This window comes from Paraburkholderia sp. CNPSo 3272 (assembly GCF_024206495.1).
In the GTDB taxonomy this organism is placed as follows: Bacteria; Pseudomonadota; Gammaproteobacteria; order Burkholderiales; family Burkholderiaceae; genus Paraburkholderia.
In genome coordinates this window covers 40,027-60,637 of the sequence record NZ_JAMBPQ010000036.1, presented here as the reverse complement: position 1 = coordinate 60,637, position 20,611 = coordinate 40,027, and the positions used below count along the sequence as shown (strand labels likewise).

Below are 20,611 nucleotides of genomic sequence, written 5' to 3'. Positions count from 1 at the left end.
TTAGCGGATTACGCCGAACACCCTCTCCAGATCGAGGCTCGCCGCGAGCGTGTCCGCCAGCCGCTCCAGCGACGCCTCGCGCAACGCCGGATAGTCCACCGCCTGCGCCTGCGCAAGCCCGGCCCAGCGCAGGAGCGCCGTGCACGCCTGCGGCGTGTCGAAGAGGCCGTGCACGTAGGTCGCGAGAATCTGGCCATCCGCCGAGCGCGCGCCATCCGGGCGCTTCGCGCCCTCGTCTCCGTTAGCGAGCCACAGCGCGGGGGATTCGAGCGAACGCCCGCGCGTCTCGCCCATATGGATTTCGTAGCCCGCCACGCGCGCCGGGCCCGCGACCGCATCCGCATCCGCATCCGCGCCCGCATCCGCATCCGCATCCGCATCCGCGCCTCCCAGCGCGAGCGCGCCCGTCACGTTCTTCAAGGTCTTTTCGCGCGTGAGCACGGTCTCGTAGTCGAGCCAGCCGAAGCCCTCAACCGCGCCCGGCTCGCCCTCCACGCCATGCGGATCGGCAATCGCGCGCCCGAGCATCTGCATGCCGCCGCAAATGCCGATCACGCGCCCGCCATAGCGCAGATGCCGCGCGAGCGCCGTCTCCCAGCCCTGGGCGCGCAGCCACGCGAGGTCGTCGCGCACGTTCTTCGAGCCCGGCAGGATCACGAGGTCGGCGGCGGGCGGCGCTTCGCCCGTGCGCACATAGGTGAAATCGACCTGCGGATGGGCGCGCAGTGCGTCGAAGTCGGTGTGGTTGCTGATGTGCGGCAGCGCCGGCACGACCACGCGCAGCGTCTCGCCCCCGGCCTGCGCGCCGCTGTGGGCTACGCCCGGCAGCATGTCTTCGGCGTCGAGCGTGAGGCCGTGCAGATACGGCACGACGCCCAGCACCGGCTTGCCCGTCTGCTGCTCTAGCCACGCGAGGCCGGGTTCGAGCAGCGTGCGGTCGCCGCGAAAACGGTTGATGACGAAACCTTTGATGCGCGCGCGCTCGCTCTGCGAAAGACAGGCCAGCGTGCCGATCAGGTGCGCGAACACGCCGCCGCGGTCGATGTCGGCCACGAGCACGACCGGGCAATCGACCGCCTCGGCAAAACCCATGTTGGCGATGTCGTTGGCGCGCAGGTTGACTTCGGCGGGGCTGCCCGCGCCTTCCACGAACACCGTGTCATAGCGCGCACGCAGACGCGCATAGGACTCCAGCACGGCCTCGCGCGCGACCGGCTTGTAGTCCTGGTACGCGCGCGCGTTGAGATTCATGCGCGCCTTGCCGTGGATGATGACCTGCGAGCCGAGGTCGCTATTGGGCTTGAGCAGCACCGGATTGAGGTCGGTGTGCGCCTCGATGCCGGCGGCGACAGCCTGCAGCGCCTGGGCGCGGCCGATTTCGCCGCCATCCACGGTCACGGCGCTGTTGAGCGCCATGTTCTGCGGCTTGAACGGCGCGACGCGTACACCCGCGCGGCGCGCGAGGCGGCACAGGCCGGCGACGAGCGTGCTCTTGCCGGCATCGGAGGTCGTGCCCTGGATCATCAGCGTGCCGGTGGGTACGCGAGCGGGTAGCGTGGCGGTCATGAAGCGCTTGGGTGGGCTGCGAAGGCGAACGCGCATTATCCCATCGCCCCGCCGCCCAATACAGGATCACGGCGCAGGACCACGGCGCAGGACCACGGCGCGACATTGGCCGATGGGACAACGGCGAGCCCGGGCGCAGCCGTTACAATCACGCGATGAATTCGCGCGATCTCACCTTCATCGTCGGCGGCGCGCGCTCGGGCAAGAGCGCGTACGCCGAACGCCTCGCTGCCGCGAGCGGCTTGCCGGTCACCTATATCGCCACCGCGCGCGTGACGGACGACACCGAGTTCACTGAGCGCATCGGCCACCACCGCGCGCGCCGGCCCGCGCACTGGGCGCTCGCCGAGGCGCCGCTCGATCTCGCGCGCGCGCTCGACACAGCGACGGGGCCCGGCCAGTGCGTGCTGATCGACTGCCTCACGCTGTGGCTTGCAAACCTGCTTTGCCCCGCCGACTCCGAAGCGCCGCTGCCCGACTGGCGCGAGCGCCTCGACGCCTTCGCCGCCGCCTGCGAGCGCGCACAGGGCACGGTGCTCGTAGTAAGCAACGAGATCGGCATGGGCGTCGTGCCGATGGGCGCGGCCACGCGCCTTTACGTGGACGAACTCGGCCGCCTCAATCAGCGCGTCGCGGCGCTCGCCGACCGCGCCACGCTCGTCGCCGCGGGCCTGCCTCTCGTGCTCAAAGCGCCGCGCGGGACCTCATGATGCTCTCGCTACCCGTCACCGCCGCGCTCGCCGTGGCCGGCGTCGCCGTGGACCGCTGGCTCGGCGAGCCGCGCCGAGCCCACCCGCTCGTCGCCTTCGGCAAATACGCGAACCGCATCGAGGCGCGCCTGAACACGGGCCGCCGCGGCCGTCCGCTCGGCCTCGTCGCATGGCTCGCCGCCGTCGCGCCGCCCGTCGTCGCCGCCGCGCTGCTGTGTGCGCTGCTGCCCTGGCCGCTCGCCTGGGCGCTGCACGTCGCGCTACTTTGGTTCGCACTCGGCGCGCGCAGTCTTACCGAGCACATCGCGCCGATCGGGGCCGCTTTGGCGCGGCGCGACCTCGCTGCCGCGCGCGAGCTGACGGGCCGCATCGTCTCGCGCGACACAGCGGGGGCAGATGCCACCGCGCTTTCGAGCGCAGCCGTCGAATCGGCGCTCGAAAACGGCAACGACGCGATCTTCGGCGCGCTGTTCTGGTTCGCAATCGCCGGCGGCCCGGGCGCCCTCGCGTTCCGCCTCGCCAATACGCTCGACGCCATGTGGGGCTACCGCACGCCGCGCTTCCTGCGCTTTGGCTGGGCGGCCGCGCGCATCGACGACGTGCTCAACTGGATTCCCGCGCGCCTGACGGCCGCGAGCTACGCACTGCTCGGCGACACGCGCATGGCGCTGCGCTGCTGGCGCGAACAGGCGCACCGCTGGGAGAGCCCGAACGCGGGTCCCGTCATGGCCTCGGGCGCGGGCAGCCTGAACGTGCTGCTGGGCGGCGCGGCCGTTTATCAGGGCATGCTGGAGGAGCGCCCGGCGCTGGGCGCGGGCTCGCCGCCGCGCGCGCAGCACGTGGATGCGGCCTTGCGGCTCGTCGAGCGCACGACCATTCTGTGGCTCGCGGCGCTGCTCGCCCTGGCCTTCGTGAGCGTGGCGACCCATGTCTGAGCAACCAGCCGCACTCGTCGCGCACGGCGGCAACCTGCACGAAGCCGCGCAACGTTACGGCATCGCCTGGGACGCCTGGGTCGATCTGTCCACCGGCATCAATCCGCATGGCTACCCCGTGCCGCCGGTGCCGCCCACGGCATGGCGGCGCCTGCCCGACGAAGGCGACGGCTTCGCCGCGTGCGCCGCGCGCTACTACGGCGCGTCCGACGCCCGCCACGTCTTGCCGGTGGCGGGCAGTCAGGCCGCGATCCGCGCCCTGCCAGCGTTGTTGCCGCGCGCGCGTGTAGCGATTGCGCCGCTCACCTACGGCGAGTACGCGCCGGCGTTCGCGCGCGCGGGCCATGAGGTCGTGCCGCTCGATGTCATGCAGGACACGCTGCCCGACACCGTCACGCATGCCGTCGTGGTGAATCCGAACAATCCGACGGCCACGCATCTTGCTGCCACCCGCCTGCTCGATTGGCAGGCGCAACTCGCGGGGCGCGGCGGCACGCTGATCGTCGACGAAGCGTTTGCCGATGCGTTCAGCCACGAGCGATCCGAAACGCTTGCGCACGCAACCAGCCGCGCGGGGCTGGTCGTGCTGCGCTCGCCGGGCAAGTTCTTCGGGCTCGCGGGCGCTCGCTGCGGATTCGCGCTCGGCTCGCCTGCCCTGCTGGCCGCGTTGCGCGCGAGTCTGGGCGCGTGGACCGTGAGCGGGCCGGCGCGCCACGCTGTCACCCATGCGTTCGAAGACAGCGCATGGCAGAACGAAATGCGCATTCGCCTCGCCGCCGAAAGCGCTCGCCTCGTCGCGCTGTTGCGCGCGCATGGCTTCGCGCCGCAGGCCACGCCGCTCTTCGCGTGGATCACGGACCCACGCGCGCCGGCGCTGCAGGACGCCCTCGCGCGCCACGCGGTGTGGACACGCCGCTTCGACGCGCCGGCCAGCCTGCGCTTTGGCCTGCCCGCCTCCGAGGGCGAGCGGCAGCGCTTCGACAGCGCACTCGGGCAAGCCATGCGGGCGATCGGCTAATGGGCGCGGCCTCCATGGCGTTGGCGCTGCTGGCTGCGACGCTCCTGCCGTGCGCCGCGCATGCGAGCGTCACCGCCGTCGACGACGCGGGCAACACCGTCACCCTCCCCGCGCCCGCGCAGCGCGTAGTGAGCCTCGCGCCCCACGTGACCGAGCTGCTCTACGCCGCGGGCGGCGGCGCGAAAGTGGTCGGCGCCGTGGCCTATAGCGACTACCCGCCCGAAGCGCAAAAGGTGCCGCGCGTGGGCGACAATCGCGCGCTCGACCTCGAGCGCATCGCCGCGCTCAAGCCCGACCTCATCGTGGTCTGGCGTCACGGCAACGCGCAGCAACAGCTCGATCGTCTGCGCGCGCTGCACATCCCCCTCTTTTTCAGCGAACCTCACAAGCTTGACGATGTCGCGACCGCGCTCACGCGCCTCGGTGTGCTGCTCGGCACCGAGGACACCGCGCAGGCTGCCGCGAATGCTTATCGCCGCGACATCGCGCAGCTGCGCGCGCGCTATGCGCAACGCACACCCGTGAGCGTGTTCTACGAAGTCTGGGATCAACCGCTGATGACCCTCAACGGCTCGCACATGATCAGCGACGTGATCGCGCTCTGCGGCGGCCGCAACGTGTTCGCGGCGCTCGAACCGCTCGTGCCGACGGTAACGACTGAAGCGGTCCTCGCCGCCAATCCCGATGCGATCGTTACCGCGTCACAAGGCGCGACGTCGCCGGATCGCCCGCTGCCGAGCCTCGAGCGCTGGCGCGCGTGGCCCGCGCTGGCCGCCGTTGCGCACGGCAATCTCTTCGCCATCGACGGCGATCTGCTCACGCGCCCCGCGCCGCGCATCGCCCAGGGCGCGGCGCAGATGTGCAAGGATCTCGACCTCGCCCGCTCGCGCAACGCCGCGGCGCATTGATTCGCTATCCTCAGCGGCTTACCCGGCGTTCCAGCGCGCGAGCAGCCATAGAGCGCTCGAAGAGTCGTAGCGCAAATGCACGATGGCGCCCATCTCCAGCGGCCAGCGCACGCACCGCGCGAGCGGCACGCCGAGCGCGCGCGCCGTGACCGTGCGAATCACGCCCGCATGGGTGACGGCCCAAACGGTGGACTTCTCGCGCGCGTCGAGCGTGTCGAACCAGCCGCTCACGCGCGCATCGAACTGCGCGACACTCTCGCCGCCGTGCTCACGCGCATGCTCGAAATTCGCGGCCCATGCGTCGATCTGCGCGCGCTCGATCGAGTCCCAGTGCTGCATCTCCCAGGCGCCGAAATCCATCTCCGCAAGGCGCGCTTCGGCTTGCGGCGCGTGGCCGCGCAGACGGCCAAGCGCCGCCGCCACGCTCGCGCAACGCGTGAGCGGGCTCGTTTCTATACGCTGCGGTTCGCGCACGCCCAGCGCCGCGATGCGCCCGACGAGCAACGCGGCTTGCTGCGTCGCGTCGCCCGCGAGCGGCACATCGCTCGCGCCGTAGCAGACGCCCGCATCCACCGCCACCGCGGGATGGCGGATCAGAACGAGATCCATGCGAGCCCCACGAGGTAGATGGCGATCTCGAACACCTGTTGCGCGAAGCCGAGACAATCGCCCGTATAGCCGCCGATGCGCCGCACGAAGTAACGCCCCAGCACATAGCGCAACGCGGCGAGCACGCCGAGCGTCACAGCGCCCGCGCGCCAGTCGGGCGCGCCGGACCATACCGGCCAGAACAGCCACGGCAAGCCGAACACGCACGCGCACAGCCACGCGCGCAGGCTCAGGCGCTGCGCGACGGGCTTGGCCTTGCCCTCGGCACGCACATACTCGAGCGAGACGAGATAGCTGATCGCGCACGCGCGGCTCGCGGCGTGGCCGGCGATCATCAGCATCGCGGCGCGTGCCGGCGGCAGCGCCGCGAGCGTCTGCCACTTGAGCGCGAGCGCCACCACGAGACCGATCGCGCCAAATGCGCCGATGCGCGAATCGTGCATGATGCGCAGCACGTCCTCGCGGGAGTACGCGCCGCCGAATGCGTCGAGGCAGTCGGCGAGACCGTCTTCGTGAAAGGCGCCCGTCGCGAGGAGCGTGACCGCCATCGACAGCAGCACGGCCACGTTCGCCGGAAACACGCGCAACGCGGCGAGATAGACGAGCGCCGCGAGCGCGCCGATCAACGCGCCGACGAACGGAAAGTAACGCGCCGCCGCGTTGAGCCAGGCGGGCTCGAAGCCCACCCAGCGCGGCACCGGCACGCGCGTGAAATAGCCCAGCGCAGTGAAGAAGTAACGCAGTTCCGCAAGCGGATTCATCGCGCGGCGCTCAGGCGTGGCGATCACTGCGATTGTCGACGCCGGCCGACTCGAAGCTCGCCATGTCGTTGAGGAAGGCCACCGCCGCGCGCAGCAGCGGCACCGCGAGCGCCGCGCCCGTGCCCTCGCCCAGACGCAGGTCGAGCGTGAGCAGTTCGCGCGCGCCGAAGTGATCGAGCATGCGGCGGTGTCCCGCTTCGTTCGATGCGTGCGCAAACACGCAGTAGTCGCGCACGTTCGGCGCGAGCGAGTCGGCCACGAGCAGCGCCGAAGTGGCGATGAAGCCGTCCACCAGAATCGCCATGCGCGAGCGCGCCGCTTCGAGGTACGCGCCCGCCATCATCGCGATCTCGAAGCCGCCGAACGTGGCGAGCACGTCGAGCGGCTCGCGCGCGTCGGCATGATGCGCGAGCGCCGCCGCGAGCACATTGCGCTTTTTCGCGAGACCCGCATTGTCGAGGCCCGTGCCGCGCCCGACGCATTCGTCGATCGGCACGCCGCACAGCCGGCTCATCAGGCACGCGGCCGACGACGTGTTCGCAATGCCCATTTCGCCGAAGCCGATGACGTTCGTGCCGAGCGCCGCATGATGGCGCACGCGCTCAGCGCCCGCCGCGAGCGCGGCGAGCGCTTCGTCGCGCGTCATGGCGCGCTCGCGCGCGAAGTTGCGCGTGCCGGCCGCGATAGGCACATCGACAAGCGTGGGCGACGGCGGCAGCGGCGTTGCCACGCCCGCGTTGACGACTTCGAGCGTGAGTCCCGCCACGCTGCTGAACACGTTGATCGCCGCGCCCCCTGCCACGAAGTTCGCGACCATCTGCGCGGTCACTGCCTGCGGGTACGGGCTCACGCCTTCGGCGGCAACGCCGTGGTCGCCTGCGAAAACGATCATCACGGGACGCTCGACGCTCGGGTGCGTCGTGCCCTGGATCATGCCGAGCTGGCGCGCCAGGGTTTCGAGGCGGCCGAGACTGCCGGGCGGTTTGGTCTTCGTGTCGATGAGCCGTTGCAGTTCGTCGCGCAACGAGAGGTCGAGCGGTTCGACGGTGAGCAGTTCAGTAAGCGATGACGTCATGGTGTGTTTCGTTTCGAAGTGATGCGGGCGACAGCGGCGCGCTAGCGCACGTCGTTCGATCCCGGCGAATGCGGTGATGAAAATGTCGGTACGAGTGCTGGTACAAGCGCCTCGTGCGCGCCCTCGCGTATCAGCACGAGCGGGTGTCCGAATGCGGCGCTCGCACGTTCCGGCGTGATCACGTCGCGCACGGGGCCCGCGTGAAAACCGCCGCGGCCGTCGAGCAGGAGCGCGTGCGTTGCGAAACGCCGCGCGAGATTGAGATCGTGGCACGAAAACAGCACCGCTCGCGCTTCACTGCGCACCCACCGCGAGAGCGCTTCGAGACACGCAATCTGATGATGCAGGTCCAGATGCGCGAGCGGCTCGTCGAGCAGCAGGAGCGGCGCGCCCTGGCACAGCGCGGCAGCGAGCGCGACACGCTGGCGCTCGCCGCCCGAAAGCGACAGCACATCGCGCGCGGCGAACGCTTCGAGGCCGAGCGTGGCGAGCGCGGCATGCGCGGCGTCGCGATCGACGTCGCCTTCCCATCCCCAGCCCGAAAGATGCGGATAGCGATTGAGCAGCACGGTGTCGATCACGCTCGCGCTGAATGCGTCACGCTGGTCCTGGGGCATCAACGCGCGGCGTTGCGCGAGGCGCACCGGCCGCCACTGCGAGAGCGCGACGCCCTCCACTTCGACGCGTCCCGCCGAGGGCTCGGCCAGGCCCGCGAGGGCGCCGATCAGCGTAGTCTTGCCCGCGCCATTCGCGCCCGCCACGCACCAGATTTCGCCGGCGGCAAACCTTTGCGTGAGCGATTCCACGAGCGTGCGCGCGCCCGCGCGCAACGTGAGCGCGTGGACTGCGAGCAGGGGTGGATGGTTATCGGTCATCGTCCACGCCTTGCGAGCAGCATCCACAGGAAAACAGGCACGCCCGCGAGCGCAGTCACGACGCCCACCGGCAACTGCGCGGGCGCCGCCACCGTCCGCGCGACGAGGTCAGCGCCCATCACGGCCACCCCGCCCGCGAGCGCGGCGGCGGGCACGAGCATGCGCTGGTCGTTGCCGAACGCAAGGCGCAGCATGTGGGGCACGACGAGCCCGACGAAGCCGATGGTGCCGCCCGTCGTCACGGCAGCGGCCGCCCCGAGCGACGCGGCAAGATAAATGCCCACGCGTAGACGCAGCACCGGTACACCGAGCGCCTGCGCAGCAGCGTCGCCGCGCAGCAGCACGTTGAGCATTGGCGCGGCAGGCACGATGCACGCAAGGACCACGCCAAGCGTCGCGAGCGCGGGCCACGGCGTGCCCGCGCCATTGAGGTCGCCCGTGAGCCAGAACAGCATGCCACGCAGGCGCGTATCGGGCGCAAGTGTGAGCAGCAGTGTGATCAGTGCGCCCCAGCCCGCCGCCGTCACCGCGCCCGTCAGGAGAAGCCGTGGCGAGCTGTCTTGCGGCTCGCCGCGCCACAACTCGCGGCGTGCGAGGCCGAGCACGAGCAGGATCGATACGAACGCACCCGCACATGCGCTCGCCTGCACGCCCCACCACGCCACGCCCGCGATCATCGCCACGAGTGCGAATGCGGCAGCGCCGCCCGACACGCCGAGCACGTAGGGCTCCGCAAGCGGATTGCGCAGCAACACCTGCAGCAGCGCGCCCGCCAGCGCGAGCAAGCCGCCACATGCAAAACCCGCCAGCGCGCGCGGCAAGCGCAGCGTGCGCACGATTTCTGTCGCCATGTCCGGCGCACCGTGCACGTCATGTGCAGGAGTCAGCGCCGCCAGCGCCTGCGCAAACGTCACGCTCACGCTGCCTGTTGCGAGCGATGCAGCGAACACCACGAGCGCCACGGCTGCGAGCGCGCCCCAGATCATGCATGCGCGGCGCGCGCTCATCGAGCGGCGCGGCAGCGCGTGCATCGGCGGCACAGCATGGGACTCATCGCGGCTCATGGAACGCATCGGGAAACTCGGCAGCGGATTTCAATCAAGCTCACACAGAAAGACAGCACGGTATGCGCGGGCCACGACAGAGCGCAGTATTTTTGTGGCGAAAGATTCTGCATGACTCGTGGCAAAAGCGACATGGCATAAGCCGTTCGCGAAAGCACTGGCAACAGACCTCGAATCCGTGATGTTATAACGCGCAGACCACGATCGAGACGATGCGCTGCGCGCGCGGCCTCGGCAAATTGCGTTCCCGCCCGGCGTATGCAGCGCGCGTAGAGAGGGTTTCGGGCCTGATTCGGGTAAGAAGCCGGGTTGTTACGTCTGGAAACGACACAATTATCAAAATACGCGTTAATCCGCGCTAGAATGCCTGTCTTTAGAGGACGCAGCACATGCTCAACGAACTCGAAACACTCTCACAAAACATCGGGCGGCTGATCGAGATTAATCAGCGCCAACACGAAGCACGCCTCGCACTCGAAGAGCAACTCGCGCAGCTGCGTGCGCAATGCGACGAAACACGCACCGAACTCGAACAGGTCCGCGAGGAGCGCGCCGCGCTGCAAGCAGAGCGCGATGCCCTCTCGGCCAAGATCGACGATGCGCAGGTGCGTCTGAACGCGATCCTCGAAAAGCTGCCACGCGCACGCGCAGGTAACGAGCGCGACAACCAGCTCGATCTGCTCGAGCCGTCGCAGAGCACCGGCGACGACAGCAACGCGGCCCGCCACGGAGAAAATGCATGACCACCAAGCAGATCGAAGCGACGATACTCGGCCAAACCTATCGCCTCGTCTGTTCGCCGGAAACGGAACAGGCACTGCTCGAAGCCGTGGCGCGCGTGGACGCCGAAATGTCGAAGATCCGCAATCACAGCAACGTGCGCGGCACCGATCGCATCGCCGTCATGGCGGCGCTCTCGCTCGCCTCGGAACTGCTGCGCCTGCAAACGAGCGTGCGACACGGCGAAGCATTCCCAGCCGAAGAAATCCGTCGTACAATGCGCCAAATGAACGAACAACTTGGCGCTGTCATTCACCAGTACGGTGTGCAATAAGCGCTGATGTACACCGCGGTTGTAGGCCGCAGTATTACGCAGCAACGTGCGGTATGATGTTGTTCATAGGTAGCGTTGATTTGTTTAGAAACGCGTTTCTAAACACGCTGCCAACCAGTTTAGTCAGCTTCCCTGCCTGGTTCGCCAAGGTCATATATTCCTTGAACCAATGCCATGTGCACGGTTGCGGAAATTTGTAGCACGGGCGTGCGCGTCACACAGTCTGATGTACCCGAAGTGCTGCTAACTGCGACCAATTCTGAACCCTCGGTTCAGGATGCCGGCCTAGCGGCTATGGCGGGGACCTATTCAAACGGCATCGGACCACAGTCCGATGCCGTTTTCCTTTGTGCGGCGTGCGTTGACGTTCTACGCTGCATGCACGAACGCCCCTCTCCCCTTTCGACGTGAACTTCGACTCATGCGCTATTGGCTGATGAAGTCCGAACCCGACGAAGCAAGCATCGACGACCTCGCAAACGCGCCGCAGCGCACGCTGCCCTGGACCGGCGTACGAAACTACCAGGCGCGCAATTTCATGCGCGACACCATGCAGCAAGGCGACGGCGTACTGTTCTATCACTCGAGTTGCCCCGAGCCCGGCATCGCGGGCCTCGCGCAGGTGTCGTCCACGGCCTACCCCGATCCCACCCAGTTCGATCCGAAAAGCCCTTACTACGACGCGAAATCGACGCACGAGAATCCGCGCTGGATGCTCGTCGACGTCGTATTCAAGAAGAAGTGCCCGCTGATTGCGCTCGCCGACTTGCGCGAGCACGAGGAACTCGCGGACATGCGCGTACTCGCCAAGGGCAACCGCCTCTCGATCACGCCGGTCACGACGGCCGAGTGGAACTTCATCACGAAACATCTGATGTGATGCGGTTCTGCCTCGATGGGCGGGCACGCATACAGCATTCGTGCGCGACTTCAAGCACAATCGCGCACAGTCGCGCGTCGTCACCTGTGCCTCGCGCGACGCCAGTTCTGCAAGGAGCCTCAATGAACCGAAAAATCGCTGTCACGCTCGCCGCCGCATTGGCTGCCGCCCTCCCCCTCGCCATGACGCTCGCGCCGGGCGCCGCGTTCGCCCAGAGCGACGCGCGCTTCCAGCAGCCCTCGGGCGTGCTTTCGCTGTCCGCGCAGGCGAGCGCCGAAGTACCTCAGGACGTCGTCAACATTACGCTGTTCTACGAACAGGAAGCGAACGATCCCGCCTCGCTCACCGCGACGCTCAATCAGCGCGCCGACTCCGCGCTTCAACGCGCGAGAGGCGTCGCGGGCGTAACCGCGCACTCGGGCCAGTTCTCGATCTTCCCTTCGACGGATCGCGACGGGCGCATCTCCGCCTGGCGCGGCCGCACGGAAGTCGTGCTCGAGTCGCATGATTTCGCGGCGGCGTCGAAGCTCGCCGGCGATCTCTCGTCGATCATGCAGGTGGGCAACGTGCAGTTCTCGCTGTCGCCCGAGGCGCAACGCGCCGCCGAGCAAAAGCTTTCGGGCCAGGCCATCGCCTCGTTCCGCGATCAGGCGCTCTCGGCCACGCGCGCGTTCGGCTACAGCAGCTACACGATTCGCGACGTGAACGTGGGGCACTCGGGCGTGATGCCGCGCCCCATGATGATGATGAGCGCACGCGCCGCTTCGGCTGACGCGAAGATGTCGGCGCCTGTGCCGCTCGAAGGCGGCACGTCCACGGTGACGGTCAACGTCTCCGGCTCGGTGCAGATGAAGTAAGGCGCGCTATATAAGCAGTTCAGGCACGCAAGCAAGAAGGCCACGGTGAACACCGTGGCCTTTTTCATGGGCTAAAACGCGTGGCGCGTTCGCGTGCGTGTCAGCTCTTCGCGCCTGCTACCTGCGCGCGGTCGTTGCCGTCCTTGCCACGTTTGGCGCGGCGATACGCCCACGCCATCAAGCCAATCCCCACGATGATCATCGGCAGCGAGAGCCACTGGCCCATCGAGAGACCGAGCGCGAGCAGGCCGAGGAAGTCATCGGGTTCGCGTGCGAACTCGACCGTGAAGCGCGCGAGGCCATAGCCGATCAGGAACAGGGCCGAAATCGCGCCGACGGGGCGCGGCTTGCGCGCGAACAGAATCAGCACGATGAACAGCGCAATGCCTTCCAGCGCGATCTCATACAGTTCCGAAGGATGGCGCGGCAGCAGATGGTACTGGGCGAACACTTCGTTCAGATGCCACTGCGCGGCCAGTTGCGGATGCGCGGCGAGCCACGCGGCGTCGTCGTTCGCGGCGCCCGGAAACAGCATGGCCCACGGCGAATCGGGCGAGGTCACACGGCCCCACAGCTCGCCGTTGATGAAGTTGCCGAGACGGCCAAAGGCCAGCCCCGTGGGCACCATCGGCGCGACGAAGTCGGTAACTTGCAGCCAGGTGCGCCCGCGTTGCCACGCGAACAGGACCATCGCGAACGTCACGCCGAGGAAGCCGCCGTGAAACGACATGCCGCCTTCCCATACCTTGAAGATGTCGAGCGGATGCGCGAAATACCAGCTCGCCTTGTAGAACAGCACGTAGCCCAGGCGGCCACCGAGGATCGTGCCGAGCACGCCGTAGAACAGCATGTCGTCGATGTCTTTCGCTGTCCAGCCTTGCGCGGCCACGTACGGCAGACGCAGGCGCAGACGGCCGATCACGATCGCCAGAATGAAGCCGACGAGATACATGAGGCCGTACCAGCGCACGGCAAGCGGCCCCAGATGAATGGCGACGGGGTCGAAGTTCGGGTGGATGAGCATCGTGGATGAAGTCTTGTCGGCGATATCGATTGAAATCGGGTTGTAAGCAGTTGCGCGCCGCTCACACAAGCGGGCAAAGCGCGTTGGACGTTTGCAAAGCGGCGAGGTTCGCCGTCGGCGTGTCACGGCGTGACATTATCGCCGACGCGAGGGGGCGCGAACCAAAATGCACGTTTGGGATGCGCGGCGAGTGTCACGGTGACGGACGACCTGCGCGGCACACCCCGCTTGCGGCTAGCCCTCGCGCGCCGGGCCACCCGCCGTCGCCGCGTGCGCGCGCACGATCTCGATGAACGCCGCGAGCACCGGGCTCACCTCGGCCGAGCGCCAGACGAGGCCCGTTTCGATGGCCGGCACCGCCCCGGCGAGCGGCCGGTACACGACGCCCGTGCGCCGCAGATGGCGCAGCGACTGCGGCACGAGCGCCACGCCCATGCCGGCCGAAACGAGGCTCACGATCGTCTGCATCTGGATCGCTTCCTGGCCGATGAGCGGCGCGAGGCCGGCCGCGCCGTAGCAGTCCATGATGGCGTCGTAAAAGCCGGGGGCCAGATGGCGCGGGAAGACGACGAGCGGCGCATCGGCGAGATCGCGCAGGCTCACCGGCTCGTCGTGCCAGTCGTCGGTTGAAGAGCCGCCGAGGCGCGTCGAAAGCGCCGAGGGCATGGCGACCACGAGCGGCTCGCGTGCGATCGGCTGGTAAGCAAGCTGGGCCGCGTGGCGCGGCGGCACAGGGGCGATCACGAGGCCGGCGTCGATGCGCCCCGCCACCAGTTCTTCCACCTGCAAGTCGCTCGTGGCCTCGGCGAGCTGCAGGCGCACGCGCGGATAGCGCGCGCCGAAGTCGCGCAGCAAAAGCGGCAGCAAGCCGTAGTCGGCGGTCGAAACGAAGGCCAGCGCGAGCACGCCCGCCTCGCCGCGCGCGAGGCTCTGGGCGAGCGGCCGCAGCGCTTCGGCGCTCGCCAGCAGGCGCCTCACCTCCGGCAGCAGATCGGCGCCCACGGCCGTCAATTCGACCGAACGGCGCGTGCGCGCGAATAGCTCCACGCCCAGCGTCTCCTCGAGCGCGCGAATGGCCTGCGAGAGCGGCGGCTGCGTCATCGACAGTCGCGCCGCCGCGCGGCCAAAATGCTGCTCCTCGGCCACGGCGACGAAATAGCGGAGCTGGCGCAGATCGGGGATAGTCGGATTCATCGGCGGCGGTTCTCGCGCTGTTTCATGCTGATATGTTTTTCGACTCAATAGACCACGAATAATATATTGGACAGCGCTCTCGCGAAATCGCATGCTTCGATAGACGTGCCGGCGCCCCCCCCCAAAACAGAACCCACGCCCGGCATCCGAGACAAAATCCACCGGAGGTCCCCATGCCCTATAACCGTCGTTCGAAGCACATCACGCAAGGCGTCGCCCGTTCGCCCAATCGTTCGATGTATTACGCGCTGGGCTACGAGAAAGCTGACTTCGACAAGCCGATGATCGGCGTCGCCAATGGCCATTCGACCATCACGCCGTGCAACGCCGGCCTGCAGCGCCTGACCGACGCGGCCGTCGACGCCGTCAAGCGCGCCGACGCGAACCCGCAGACCTTCGGCACGCCTACGATCTCGGACGGCATGTCGATGGGCACCGAGGGCATGAAGTACTCGCTCGTCTCGCGCGAAGTCATCGCGGACTGCATCGAGACCTGCGTGCAAGGCCAGTGGATGGACGGCGTGGTCGTGATCGGCGGCTGCGACAAGAACATGCCCGGCGGCATGATCGCGCTCGCGCGGATCAACGTGCCCGGCATTTACGTGTATGGCGGCACGATCCGCCCGGGCAACTGGAAAGGTAAGGCCCTCACCATCGTCTCGGCGTTCGAGGCCGTGGGCGAATTCACCGCGGGGCGCATGACCGAAGAAGATTTCGAAGGCGTCGAGAAAAACGCCTGCCCTTCCACCGGTTCGTGCGGCGGCATGTACACCGCGAACACGATGAGCTCGTCGTTCGAGGCGCTCGGCATGTCGCTCATGTATTCGTCGACGATGGCCAACCCCGACGAGGAGAAAGTCGACTCGGCGGCGGAATCGGCGCGCGTGCTGGTCGAGGCCGTCAAGCAGGACCTCAAGCCGCGCGACATCATCACGAAGAAGTCGATCGAGAACGCCGTGGCGCTGATCATGGCGACGGGCGGCTCGACCAACGCCGTGCTGCACTATCTCGCCATCGCGCATGCCGCGGAAATCGAATGGACCATCGACGACTTCGAGCGCATGCGCAAGAAGGTGCCGGTGATCTGCGACCTGAAGCCCTCGGGCCAGTACGTCGCCACCGACCTGCACGAGGCCGGCGGCATTCCGCAGGTCCTCAAGATCCTGCTCGATGCGGGCCTCCTCCACGGCGACTGCATCACCATCACGGGCAAGACCATCGCGGAAGAACTCAAGGACGTGCCGTCCTCGCCACGCGCGGACCAGAAGGTGATTTTCCCGATCAGCCAGGCGCTGTACAAGGAAGGCCATCTGGCGATCCTCAAGGGCAACCTCGCGACCGAGGGCGCTGTAGCCAAGATCACAGGCCTGAAGAATCCGGTCATCACGGGCCCCGCGCGCGTATTCGACGACGAGCAGAGCGCGATGGAAGCGATCCTCGCGGACAGGATCCAGGCCGGCGACGTGGTCGTGCTGCGCTACCTCGGCCCGAAGGGCGGGCCCGGCATGCCGGAAATGCTCGCGCCGACTTCGGCGATCATCGGCAAGGGGCTCGGGGAGTCGGTTGGGCTCATCACCGATGGGCGCTTCTCGGGCGGCACCTGGGGCATGGTGGTCGGACACGTCGCGCCGGAAGCGTTTGAAGGCGGCACGATCGCGCTCGTGCAGGAAGGCGATTCGATCACCATCGACGCTCACAAGCTCCTGCTGCAACTGAACGTGGACGACGCCGAACTCGCGCGCCGGCGCGCGGCCTGGAAGCAGCCCGCGCCGCGCTACACGCGAGGTGTCATGGCAAAGTACGCGGCGCTCGCGCGCCCGGCGAACCAGGGCGCGGTGACGGGCTAAGCCGGGCCACGCGCCACTCGAGTCTCGACCTGCAGTAAAGCAAAGGGCGCACGTCCAGAACGTGCGCCCTTTGCTTTTATAATGCGACGACACAGCCGGCGCACACGCGGGCGGAGACCAGTATGAAACGGAAGTCGCAAGCGAAGAACAAGACAGCGACGCTCGCCGCCGCGCTCGCCATCGGCCTTGCCGGCGTACTCGGGGCAGCCCCGGCCCGCGCGCAGCATGGACCCGCCGGCCCCGCGCTCGCCCAGCAGCAGAACTGCATGAGTTGCCACTCGGTGACACGCAATTTCATGGGGCCCGCCCTGCGCGATGTCGCCGCGAAATACGCGGGCAAGCCCGAGGCGCAGGCCTATCTCACGCACAAGATTCTGGAAGGCAGCACCGGCGTGTGGGGCACCGTGCCGATGCCGGCCAACACGCAGCTGAACCCCGCACAGGCGGCCCAGCTCGCGAGCTGGATCCTCACGCTCAAGTGAAGCGAACGGCGTGACGGCGGGGGCGCAAGGTGGCCGCTCGCCGCCGCACGCCCGACTGAATCAGGCCGAAGGCGGACGCCCCGCGCGCGCCGCCAGCTCTTCGCGCACGGCGGCCTTCACCCAGTTCGTGAGTTCCGTTTCGAGCGCGAGACCGATTTCGCGCGATACCTGGCCCACGAGCCAGTTCGTATGTTCCTGCATCGCGGCGCTGCAGCGCGCCTCGATCACGGCGCGGCCTTCGCCGGTAAGCCAGGTCAGGCAACGGCCGCGCAGGCGCTCGACGAGCGCGTCGGCGTCGTGCGCGAACAGGCCCTCCTCGCGCTCGGCCACGGCGGCCTGGACGGCGGCGGCCGTCGCGCTCTTCGCCTCTTCGACGTTGTGCGCGCGCAGCGGATTGCCGGACACCATCACCTCGCTCAAGAGCGGAATCGAAGCATCTTCCGATTCGTGCATGCCGGACATGTATCCCTCCATCGGTCGGGGCAGTCGGCCTCACGCCGGTACGCCTCTCGCGTCCGGCCTCAGCCGCCCTGCTTGTAGCTGTTGAGCGCGTAACCGCGATCGCGATAAAAACGATAGCGCTCACGGCCCGACTCGAGTTCGTCGGGCGCATCGCCAATCACTTCGAGCAGGCGTTCGAAGCGTGCGAACTGAGGCGGCACCTCGGCGCCGAGATTGAGCAGCACACGATGATGCGGCGCACGCTCGAGATCCGTTGCCAGCACGATGGGCGACTCGCCCGCGTGCGCGCTGTCGGCCATGCAATGCGGCACGAAGTCGAGCGGCGAAAAGGTCCACAACATTTCGTCGAACGCGCGCAGGCGCGCGGGCTCGGCCAGCACTACCGCCTGCTGGCCCGCCTGATACGCCTTGCGCACGAGGCGGCACGCATACAGCAGCGAGTCGCCGACGTTCGTGTGGAAATCGATGCGCGTCATGCCCACACCACTTTACACACCGTCAGGGGGGCAGCAATCGCCATTCCTGCCCTCATTGCCCGGCACGATCGATCAGGAACTGGGCGAGCAGCGGCACCGGACGGCCCGTTGCCCCCTTGGCCGCGCCGCTCTTCCATGCCGTGCCGGCGATGTCGAGGTGCGCCCACGGGTAGTTTTCGGTGAAGCGCGACAGGAAGCACGCCGCCGTCACGCTGCCCGCCGGACGCCCGCCGATGTTGGCGAGATCGGCAAAGTTCGACTTGAGCTGGTCCTGATACTCGTCGTCGAGCGGCAGGCGCCAGGCCGGATCGTTCGCTTCGCGCGAGGCGTCGAGCAGTTCGCCCGCGAGCGCGTCGTCCTTCGAGAAGAGGCCGCTGTTGTGATGGCCGAGCGCGATGATGCAGGCGCCCGTGAGCGTGGCGATGTCGACCACGGCGGCCGGCTTGAAGCGCTCGGCGTAGGTGAGCGCGTCGCACAGGATCAGGCGGCCTTCGGCGTCGGTGTTGAGCACTTCGACCGTGAGGCCCGCCATCGTGGTGACGATGTCGCCCGGCTTCGTAGCGTTGCCCGCGGGCATGTTCTCGCAGGTCGGAATGATGCCGATCACGTTGAGCTTGAGCCCCATTTCGGCGACCGCGCGGATCGTGCCGAGCACCGAGCCCGCGCCGCACATGTCGTACTTCATCTCGTCCATGCCCTCGCCGGGCTTGAGCGAAATGCCGCCGGTATCGAACGTGATGCCCTTGCCGACCAGCACGATGGGCGCGGCCTTGGCGCTGGCGCCCTGATAGTGCAGCACGATGAACTGCGGCGGCTCGACCGAGCCCTTTGTTACCGAAAGAAACGAGCCCATCTTGAGCGTCTCGATCTGGCGCTGGCCGAGCACTTCGACCTTGAGCTTCCAGTCGCGCGCGAGCTTCTTGGCCGTGGCCGCGAGATAGGTCGGCGTGCAGACGTTGCCCGGCAGGTTGCCGAGGTCACGCGTGAGGTCCATGCCGTTGGCGAGCGCGACCGACTGCTTCGCCGCGAGCTTCGCCGCTTTCTCTTCGGCGGCGTCGATGCTGAAGACCACGCGCTTGAGGGCCCGCTGCGAGACGTCGGGCTTGCTCTTCATCTGCGTGAAGCGATAGGTCTCGTTGCGCAGCGCGAGAATGGCGGTGCGCACGCCCCAGTCGCCCGTGCGCTCCTTCACCGGCAATTGCGCGAGCGTGAAGGTGACTTGCGCGATCTTCGTGCCGAGGATCGCGCGCCACGCGGCCTTGACCGCGTCGCCGTAAGCCTTCTGGCCGAACGCGTCCTGCTTGCCGAGACCCACGAGCAGCACGCGCGAGGCGCCGATGCCGCTCACTTCCGGCAGGAACAGCGTGGAGCCGGCCTTGCCGTCGATGTCGCCGGCCTTGACGACGCGCGCGATTGCGCCGCCAATGGCGCTGTCGATCGCGAACGCCGCGCCCGAGAGCGTCTGCGCCTCGAACACGCCGACAACGACACAATCCGACTTGCCGGTCAGGAAGGGGCCGTCCCCGCCTTTGCTCCAGTCACAGGCTTTTATGCTAAAGTCCATCGCGCTTGTCCTCGGATAAAATCAGGGCTTAGGATGAAAGCCGCAATTATCCGCTATTTTTCCCGCGGCGGCTCCTGGGCGGTTGCGCGAGCTGCGCGCCTCCCGGCAAGGTCCGCCTGCCCTGCCCATCAAGAATGATCTTCGAACGTTCCCTGCAGCGCGAACTCGCGTACACGGCCGGCGCCGTGTTCATGGTTCTGCTCACGATCATGCTGACGACGATGATGATCCGCATCGTCGGCTTCGCCGCGTCCGGTCAAATCGACCCACGCGACGTGCTGGTGCTGATCGGCCTCACCGTGATCGGCTACATGGCCGTCATGCTCATCGTCACGCTATTCGTGTCGATCCTGTTCGTCCTCACGCGCTGGTACAAGGATTCCGAAATGGTCGTGTGGCTCTCCTCCGGGGTGAGCCTCACGCGCCTGATCAAACCGGTCGCCACCTTTGCCGCGCCGATCATCGTGCTCATCGTGTTCTTCGCCTTCATCGGCTGGCCGTGGTCGAATGCGCAAAGCAAGCTGATTCGCGCGCGCTTCCAGCAGCGCGATGAAGTATCGCTGCTCGCGCCCGGCCAGTTCCGCGAATCGCCCACCACGCACCGCGTGTTCTTCATCGAGAGCATGAGCCCCGACCAGGGCCGCGTGGAGAACGTGTTCGTCACGAGCACGGAAAACGGCAAGGTGAGCGTGATCGTCTCGAAGACGGGCCACACCGAAACCATGAAGGGCGGCGACCGCTTCGTCGTGCTCGAAAACGGCCGCCGCTACGACGGCGAGCCCGGCCACCCGGACTTTCGCATCAGCGAGTTCCAGCGTTATGGCGTGAAGATCACGAGCCAGCCGCTGGTGAACACGCCTTCGGCGAGCACCACGTCCACGCCGGGCCTTTTGCGCCACCCGACCAACGACAACCTGGGCGAGCTCGCCTGGCGCGCCGGTCTGCCGCTCATCGCGATCAACCTGATGCTGCTCGGCATTCCGCTTGCCTACCAGAACCCGCGCCGCAGCCGCACGATCAATCTCGTGATGGCGGTGCTGATCTACCTCACCTATTCGAACCTGCTCAACGTCGTGCAGTCGCAGATCGAGCAAGGGAAGATGCCTTTCGGCGTCGGTCTCGTCCTGCTGCACGCCGTGGTGCTCGCGCTCGTCGTGTTCATCTTCTGGATACGCGTGCGCAACCGGCCGCTCTTTACACGTGCGATGTTCCGGCGCGCCTCTCCTGGCAACTGAGAGGGAAACTGACCG

22 protein-coding genes and 1 other RNA gene are annotated in these 20,611 nt (G+C 67.6%); 12 read left to right on the top strand and 11 right to left on the bottom strand.

Annotated features, from left to right (window positions below; genetic code table 11):
• On the bottom strand, positions 1-1,566 hold the full coding sequence (locus M3I53_RS30080) for a cobyric acid synthase (RefSeq protein ID WP_254319445.1): 1,566 nt from the start codon (positions 1,564-1,566) through the stop codon (positions 1-3).
• A 155-nt stretch (positions 1,567-1,721) separates the two neighbouring features.
• Here M3I53_RS30080 and cobU point away from each other — a divergent pair, with 155 nt between their 5' ends.
• From cobU to M3I53_RS30060, 4 genes are read left to right on the top strand one after another with little or no spacing between them, the layout of a single operon-like run.
• Positions 1,722-2,276 carry a bifunctional adenosylcobinamide kinase/adenosylcobinamide-phosphate guanylyltransferase gene (gene cobU / locus M3I53_RS30075; protein ID WP_254319444.1) on the top strand — a complete coding sequence of 185 codons (555 nt, stop codon included), beginning with the start codon at positions 1,722-1,724 and terminating at the stop codon, positions 2,274-2,276.
• Entirely contained in the window at positions 2,276-3,211 is a 936-nt protein-coding gene (gene cbiB, locus M3I53_RS30070) for an adenosylcobinamide-phosphate synthase CbiB (protein ID WP_254319453.1), read from the top strand. Before cobU ends, cbiB begins: the two co-directional genes overlap by 1 nt.
• Positions 3,204-4,229: a threonine-phosphate decarboxylase CobD gene (gene cobD / locus M3I53_RS30065; protein ID WP_254319443.1), complete on the top strand. Its 1,026-nt coding sequence runs from the start codon at positions 3,204-3,206 to the stop codon at positions 4,227-4,229. The genes cbiB and cobD overlap by 8 nt, the downstream gene beginning before the upstream one ends.
• The gene (locus tag M3I53_RS30060) at positions 4,229-5,137 is read left to right on the top strand and encodes a cobalamin-binding protein (RefSeq protein WP_254319442.1); all 909 of its coding nucleotides are present in this window, start codon (positions 4,229-4,231) and stop codon (positions 5,135-5,137) included. Before cobD ends, M3I53_RS30060 begins: the two co-directional genes overlap by 1 nt.
• An 18-nt stretch (positions 5,138-5,155) precedes the next feature.
• Here the strand turns inward: M3I53_RS30060 and cobC are convergent, their stop codons facing one another.
• The 5 genes from cobC to M3I53_RS30035 are packed head-to-tail and all read right to left on the bottom strand — an operon-like array spanning position 5,156 to position 9,521.
• Positions 5,156-5,746: an alpha-ribazole phosphatase gene (gene cobC, locus M3I53_RS30055; RefSeq protein WP_254319441.1), complete on the bottom strand. Its 591-nt coding sequence runs from the start codon at positions 5,744-5,746 to the stop codon at positions 5,156-5,158.
• Complete coding sequence (locus M3I53_RS30050) at positions 5,731-6,507, bottom strand: adenosylcobinamide-GDP ribazoletransferase (RefSeq protein WP_254319452.1); 777 nt, start codon at positions 6,505-6,507, stop codon at positions 5,731-5,733. Before M3I53_RS30050 ends, cobC begins: the two co-directional genes overlap by 16 nt.
• A gap of 10 nt (positions 6,508-6,517) precedes the next feature.
• Positions 6,518-7,582, bottom strand: a complete 1,065-nt coding sequence (gene cobT / locus M3I53_RS30045; RefSeq protein WP_254319440.1) for a nicotinate-nucleotide--dimethylbenzimidazole phosphoribosyltransferase — start codon at positions 7,580-7,582, stop codon at positions 6,518-6,520.
• Positions 7,583-7,623: 41 nt separating this feature from the next.
• Positions 7,624-8,457 (bottom strand): ABC transporter ATP-binding protein, encoded by an 834-nt coding sequence (locus M3I53_RS30040; protein WP_254319439.1) that lies wholly within the window; start codon positions 8,455-8,457, stop codon positions 7,624-7,626.
• Entirely contained in the window at positions 8,454-9,521 is a 1,068-nt protein-coding gene (locus tag M3I53_RS30035; protein WP_254319438.1) for an iron ABC transporter permease, read from the bottom strand. The genes M3I53_RS30040 and M3I53_RS30035 overlap by 4 nt, the downstream gene beginning before the upstream one ends.
• A gap of 389 nt (positions 9,522-9,910) precedes the next feature.
• On the opposite strand from M3I53_RS30035, the gene M3I53_RS30030 reads away from it, so the two are divergent.
• From M3I53_RS30030 to M3I53_RS30010, 5 genes are all read left to right on the top strand, one after another.
• Positions 9,911-10,264, top strand: a complete 354-nt coding sequence (locus tag M3I53_RS30030) for an ATPase (RefSeq protein ID WP_254319437.1) — start codon at positions 9,911-9,913, stop codon at positions 10,262-10,264.
• Positions 10,261-10,575, top strand: a complete 315-nt coding sequence (locus M3I53_RS30025; protein WP_042268772.1) for a cell division protein ZapA — start codon at positions 10,261-10,263, stop codon at positions 10,573-10,575. Before M3I53_RS30030 ends, M3I53_RS30025 begins: the two co-directional genes overlap by 4 nt.
• A gap of 126 nt (positions 10,576-10,701) precedes the next feature.
• Positions 10,702-10,883: non-coding RNA, 6S RNA (gene ssrS, locus M3I53_RS30020), on the top strand.
• 113 nt (positions 10,884-10,996) lie between these two features.
• Positions 10,997-11,455, top strand: coding sequence for an EVE domain-containing protein (locus M3I53_RS30015; RefSeq protein ID WP_254319436.1), 459 nt, complete (start codon positions 10,997-10,999; stop codon positions 11,453-11,455).
• Positions 11,456-11,577: 122 nt separating this feature from the next.
• Entirely contained in the window at positions 11,578-12,312 is a 735-nt protein-coding gene (locus M3I53_RS30010; protein WP_254319435.1) for an SIMPL domain-containing protein, read from the top strand.
• A 100-nt stretch (positions 12,313-12,412) separates the two neighbouring features.
• Here M3I53_RS30010 and lgt read toward each other — a convergent pair whose 3' ends face one another.
• Together lgt and M3I53_RS30000 are read right to left on the bottom strand one after the other, a co-directional pair.
• The gene (lgt, locus tag M3I53_RS30005; protein ID WP_254319434.1) at positions 12,413-13,336 is read right to left on the bottom strand and encodes a prolipoprotein diacylglyceryl transferase; all 924 of its coding nucleotides are present in this window, start codon (positions 13,334-13,336) and stop codon (positions 12,413-12,415) included.
• A 234-nt stretch (positions 13,337-13,570) separates the two neighbouring features.
• Positions 13,571-14,530, bottom strand: a complete 960-nt coding sequence (locus M3I53_RS30000; protein ID WP_254319433.1) for a LysR family transcriptional regulator — start codon at positions 14,528-14,530, stop codon at positions 13,571-13,573.
• 173 nt (positions 14,531-14,703) lie between these two features.
• On the opposite strand from M3I53_RS30000, the gene ilvD reads away from it, so the two are divergent.
• The gene (gene ilvD, locus M3I53_RS29995; protein ID WP_254319432.1) at positions 14,704-16,377 is read left to right on the top strand and encodes a dihydroxy-acid dehydratase; all 1,674 of its coding nucleotides are present in this window, start codon (positions 14,704-14,706) and stop codon (positions 16,375-16,377) included.
• Positions 16,378-16,499: 122 nt separating this feature from the next.
• A complete protein-coding gene (locus M3I53_RS29990; RefSeq protein WP_254319431.1) occupies positions 16,500-16,859 on the top strand; it encodes a c-type cytochrome in 360 nt (119 codons plus the stop codon).
• A gap of 60 nt (positions 16,860-16,919) precedes the next feature.
• Here the strand turns inward: M3I53_RS29990 and M3I53_RS29985 are convergent, their stop codons facing one another.
• Genes M3I53_RS29985 through M3I53_RS29975 form a run of 3 tightly spaced genes read right to left on the bottom strand, consistent with a single transcriptional unit; the run spans position 16,920 to position 19,361 of the window.
• The gene (locus M3I53_RS29985; protein WP_254319430.1) at positions 16,920-17,321 is read right to left on the bottom strand and encodes a DUF2486 family protein; all 402 of its coding nucleotides are present in this window, start codon (positions 17,319-17,321) and stop codon (positions 16,920-16,922) included.
• A gap of 59 nt (positions 17,322-17,380) precedes the next feature.
• The gene (locus tag M3I53_RS29980; RefSeq protein ID WP_254319429.1) at positions 17,381-17,797 is read right to left on the bottom strand and encodes a DNA polymerase III subunit chi; all 417 of its coding nucleotides are present in this window, start codon (positions 17,795-17,797) and stop codon (positions 17,381-17,383) included.
• A gap of 52 nt (positions 17,798-17,849) precedes the next feature.
• Positions 17,850-19,361 (bottom strand): leucyl aminopeptidase, encoded by a 1,512-nt coding sequence (locus M3I53_RS29975; protein WP_069265459.1) that lies wholly within the window; start codon positions 19,359-19,361, stop codon positions 17,850-17,852.
• Between the two features lie 134 nt (positions 19,362-19,495).
• Here M3I53_RS29975 and lptF point away from each other — a divergent pair, with 134 nt between their 5' ends.
• Positions 19,496-20,596, top strand: a complete 1,101-nt coding sequence (lptF, locus tag M3I53_RS29970) for an LPS export ABC transporter permease LptF (RefSeq protein WP_254319428.1) — start codon at positions 19,496-19,498, stop codon at positions 20,594-20,596.
• Positions 20,597-20,611 lie beyond the last annotated feature (15 nt).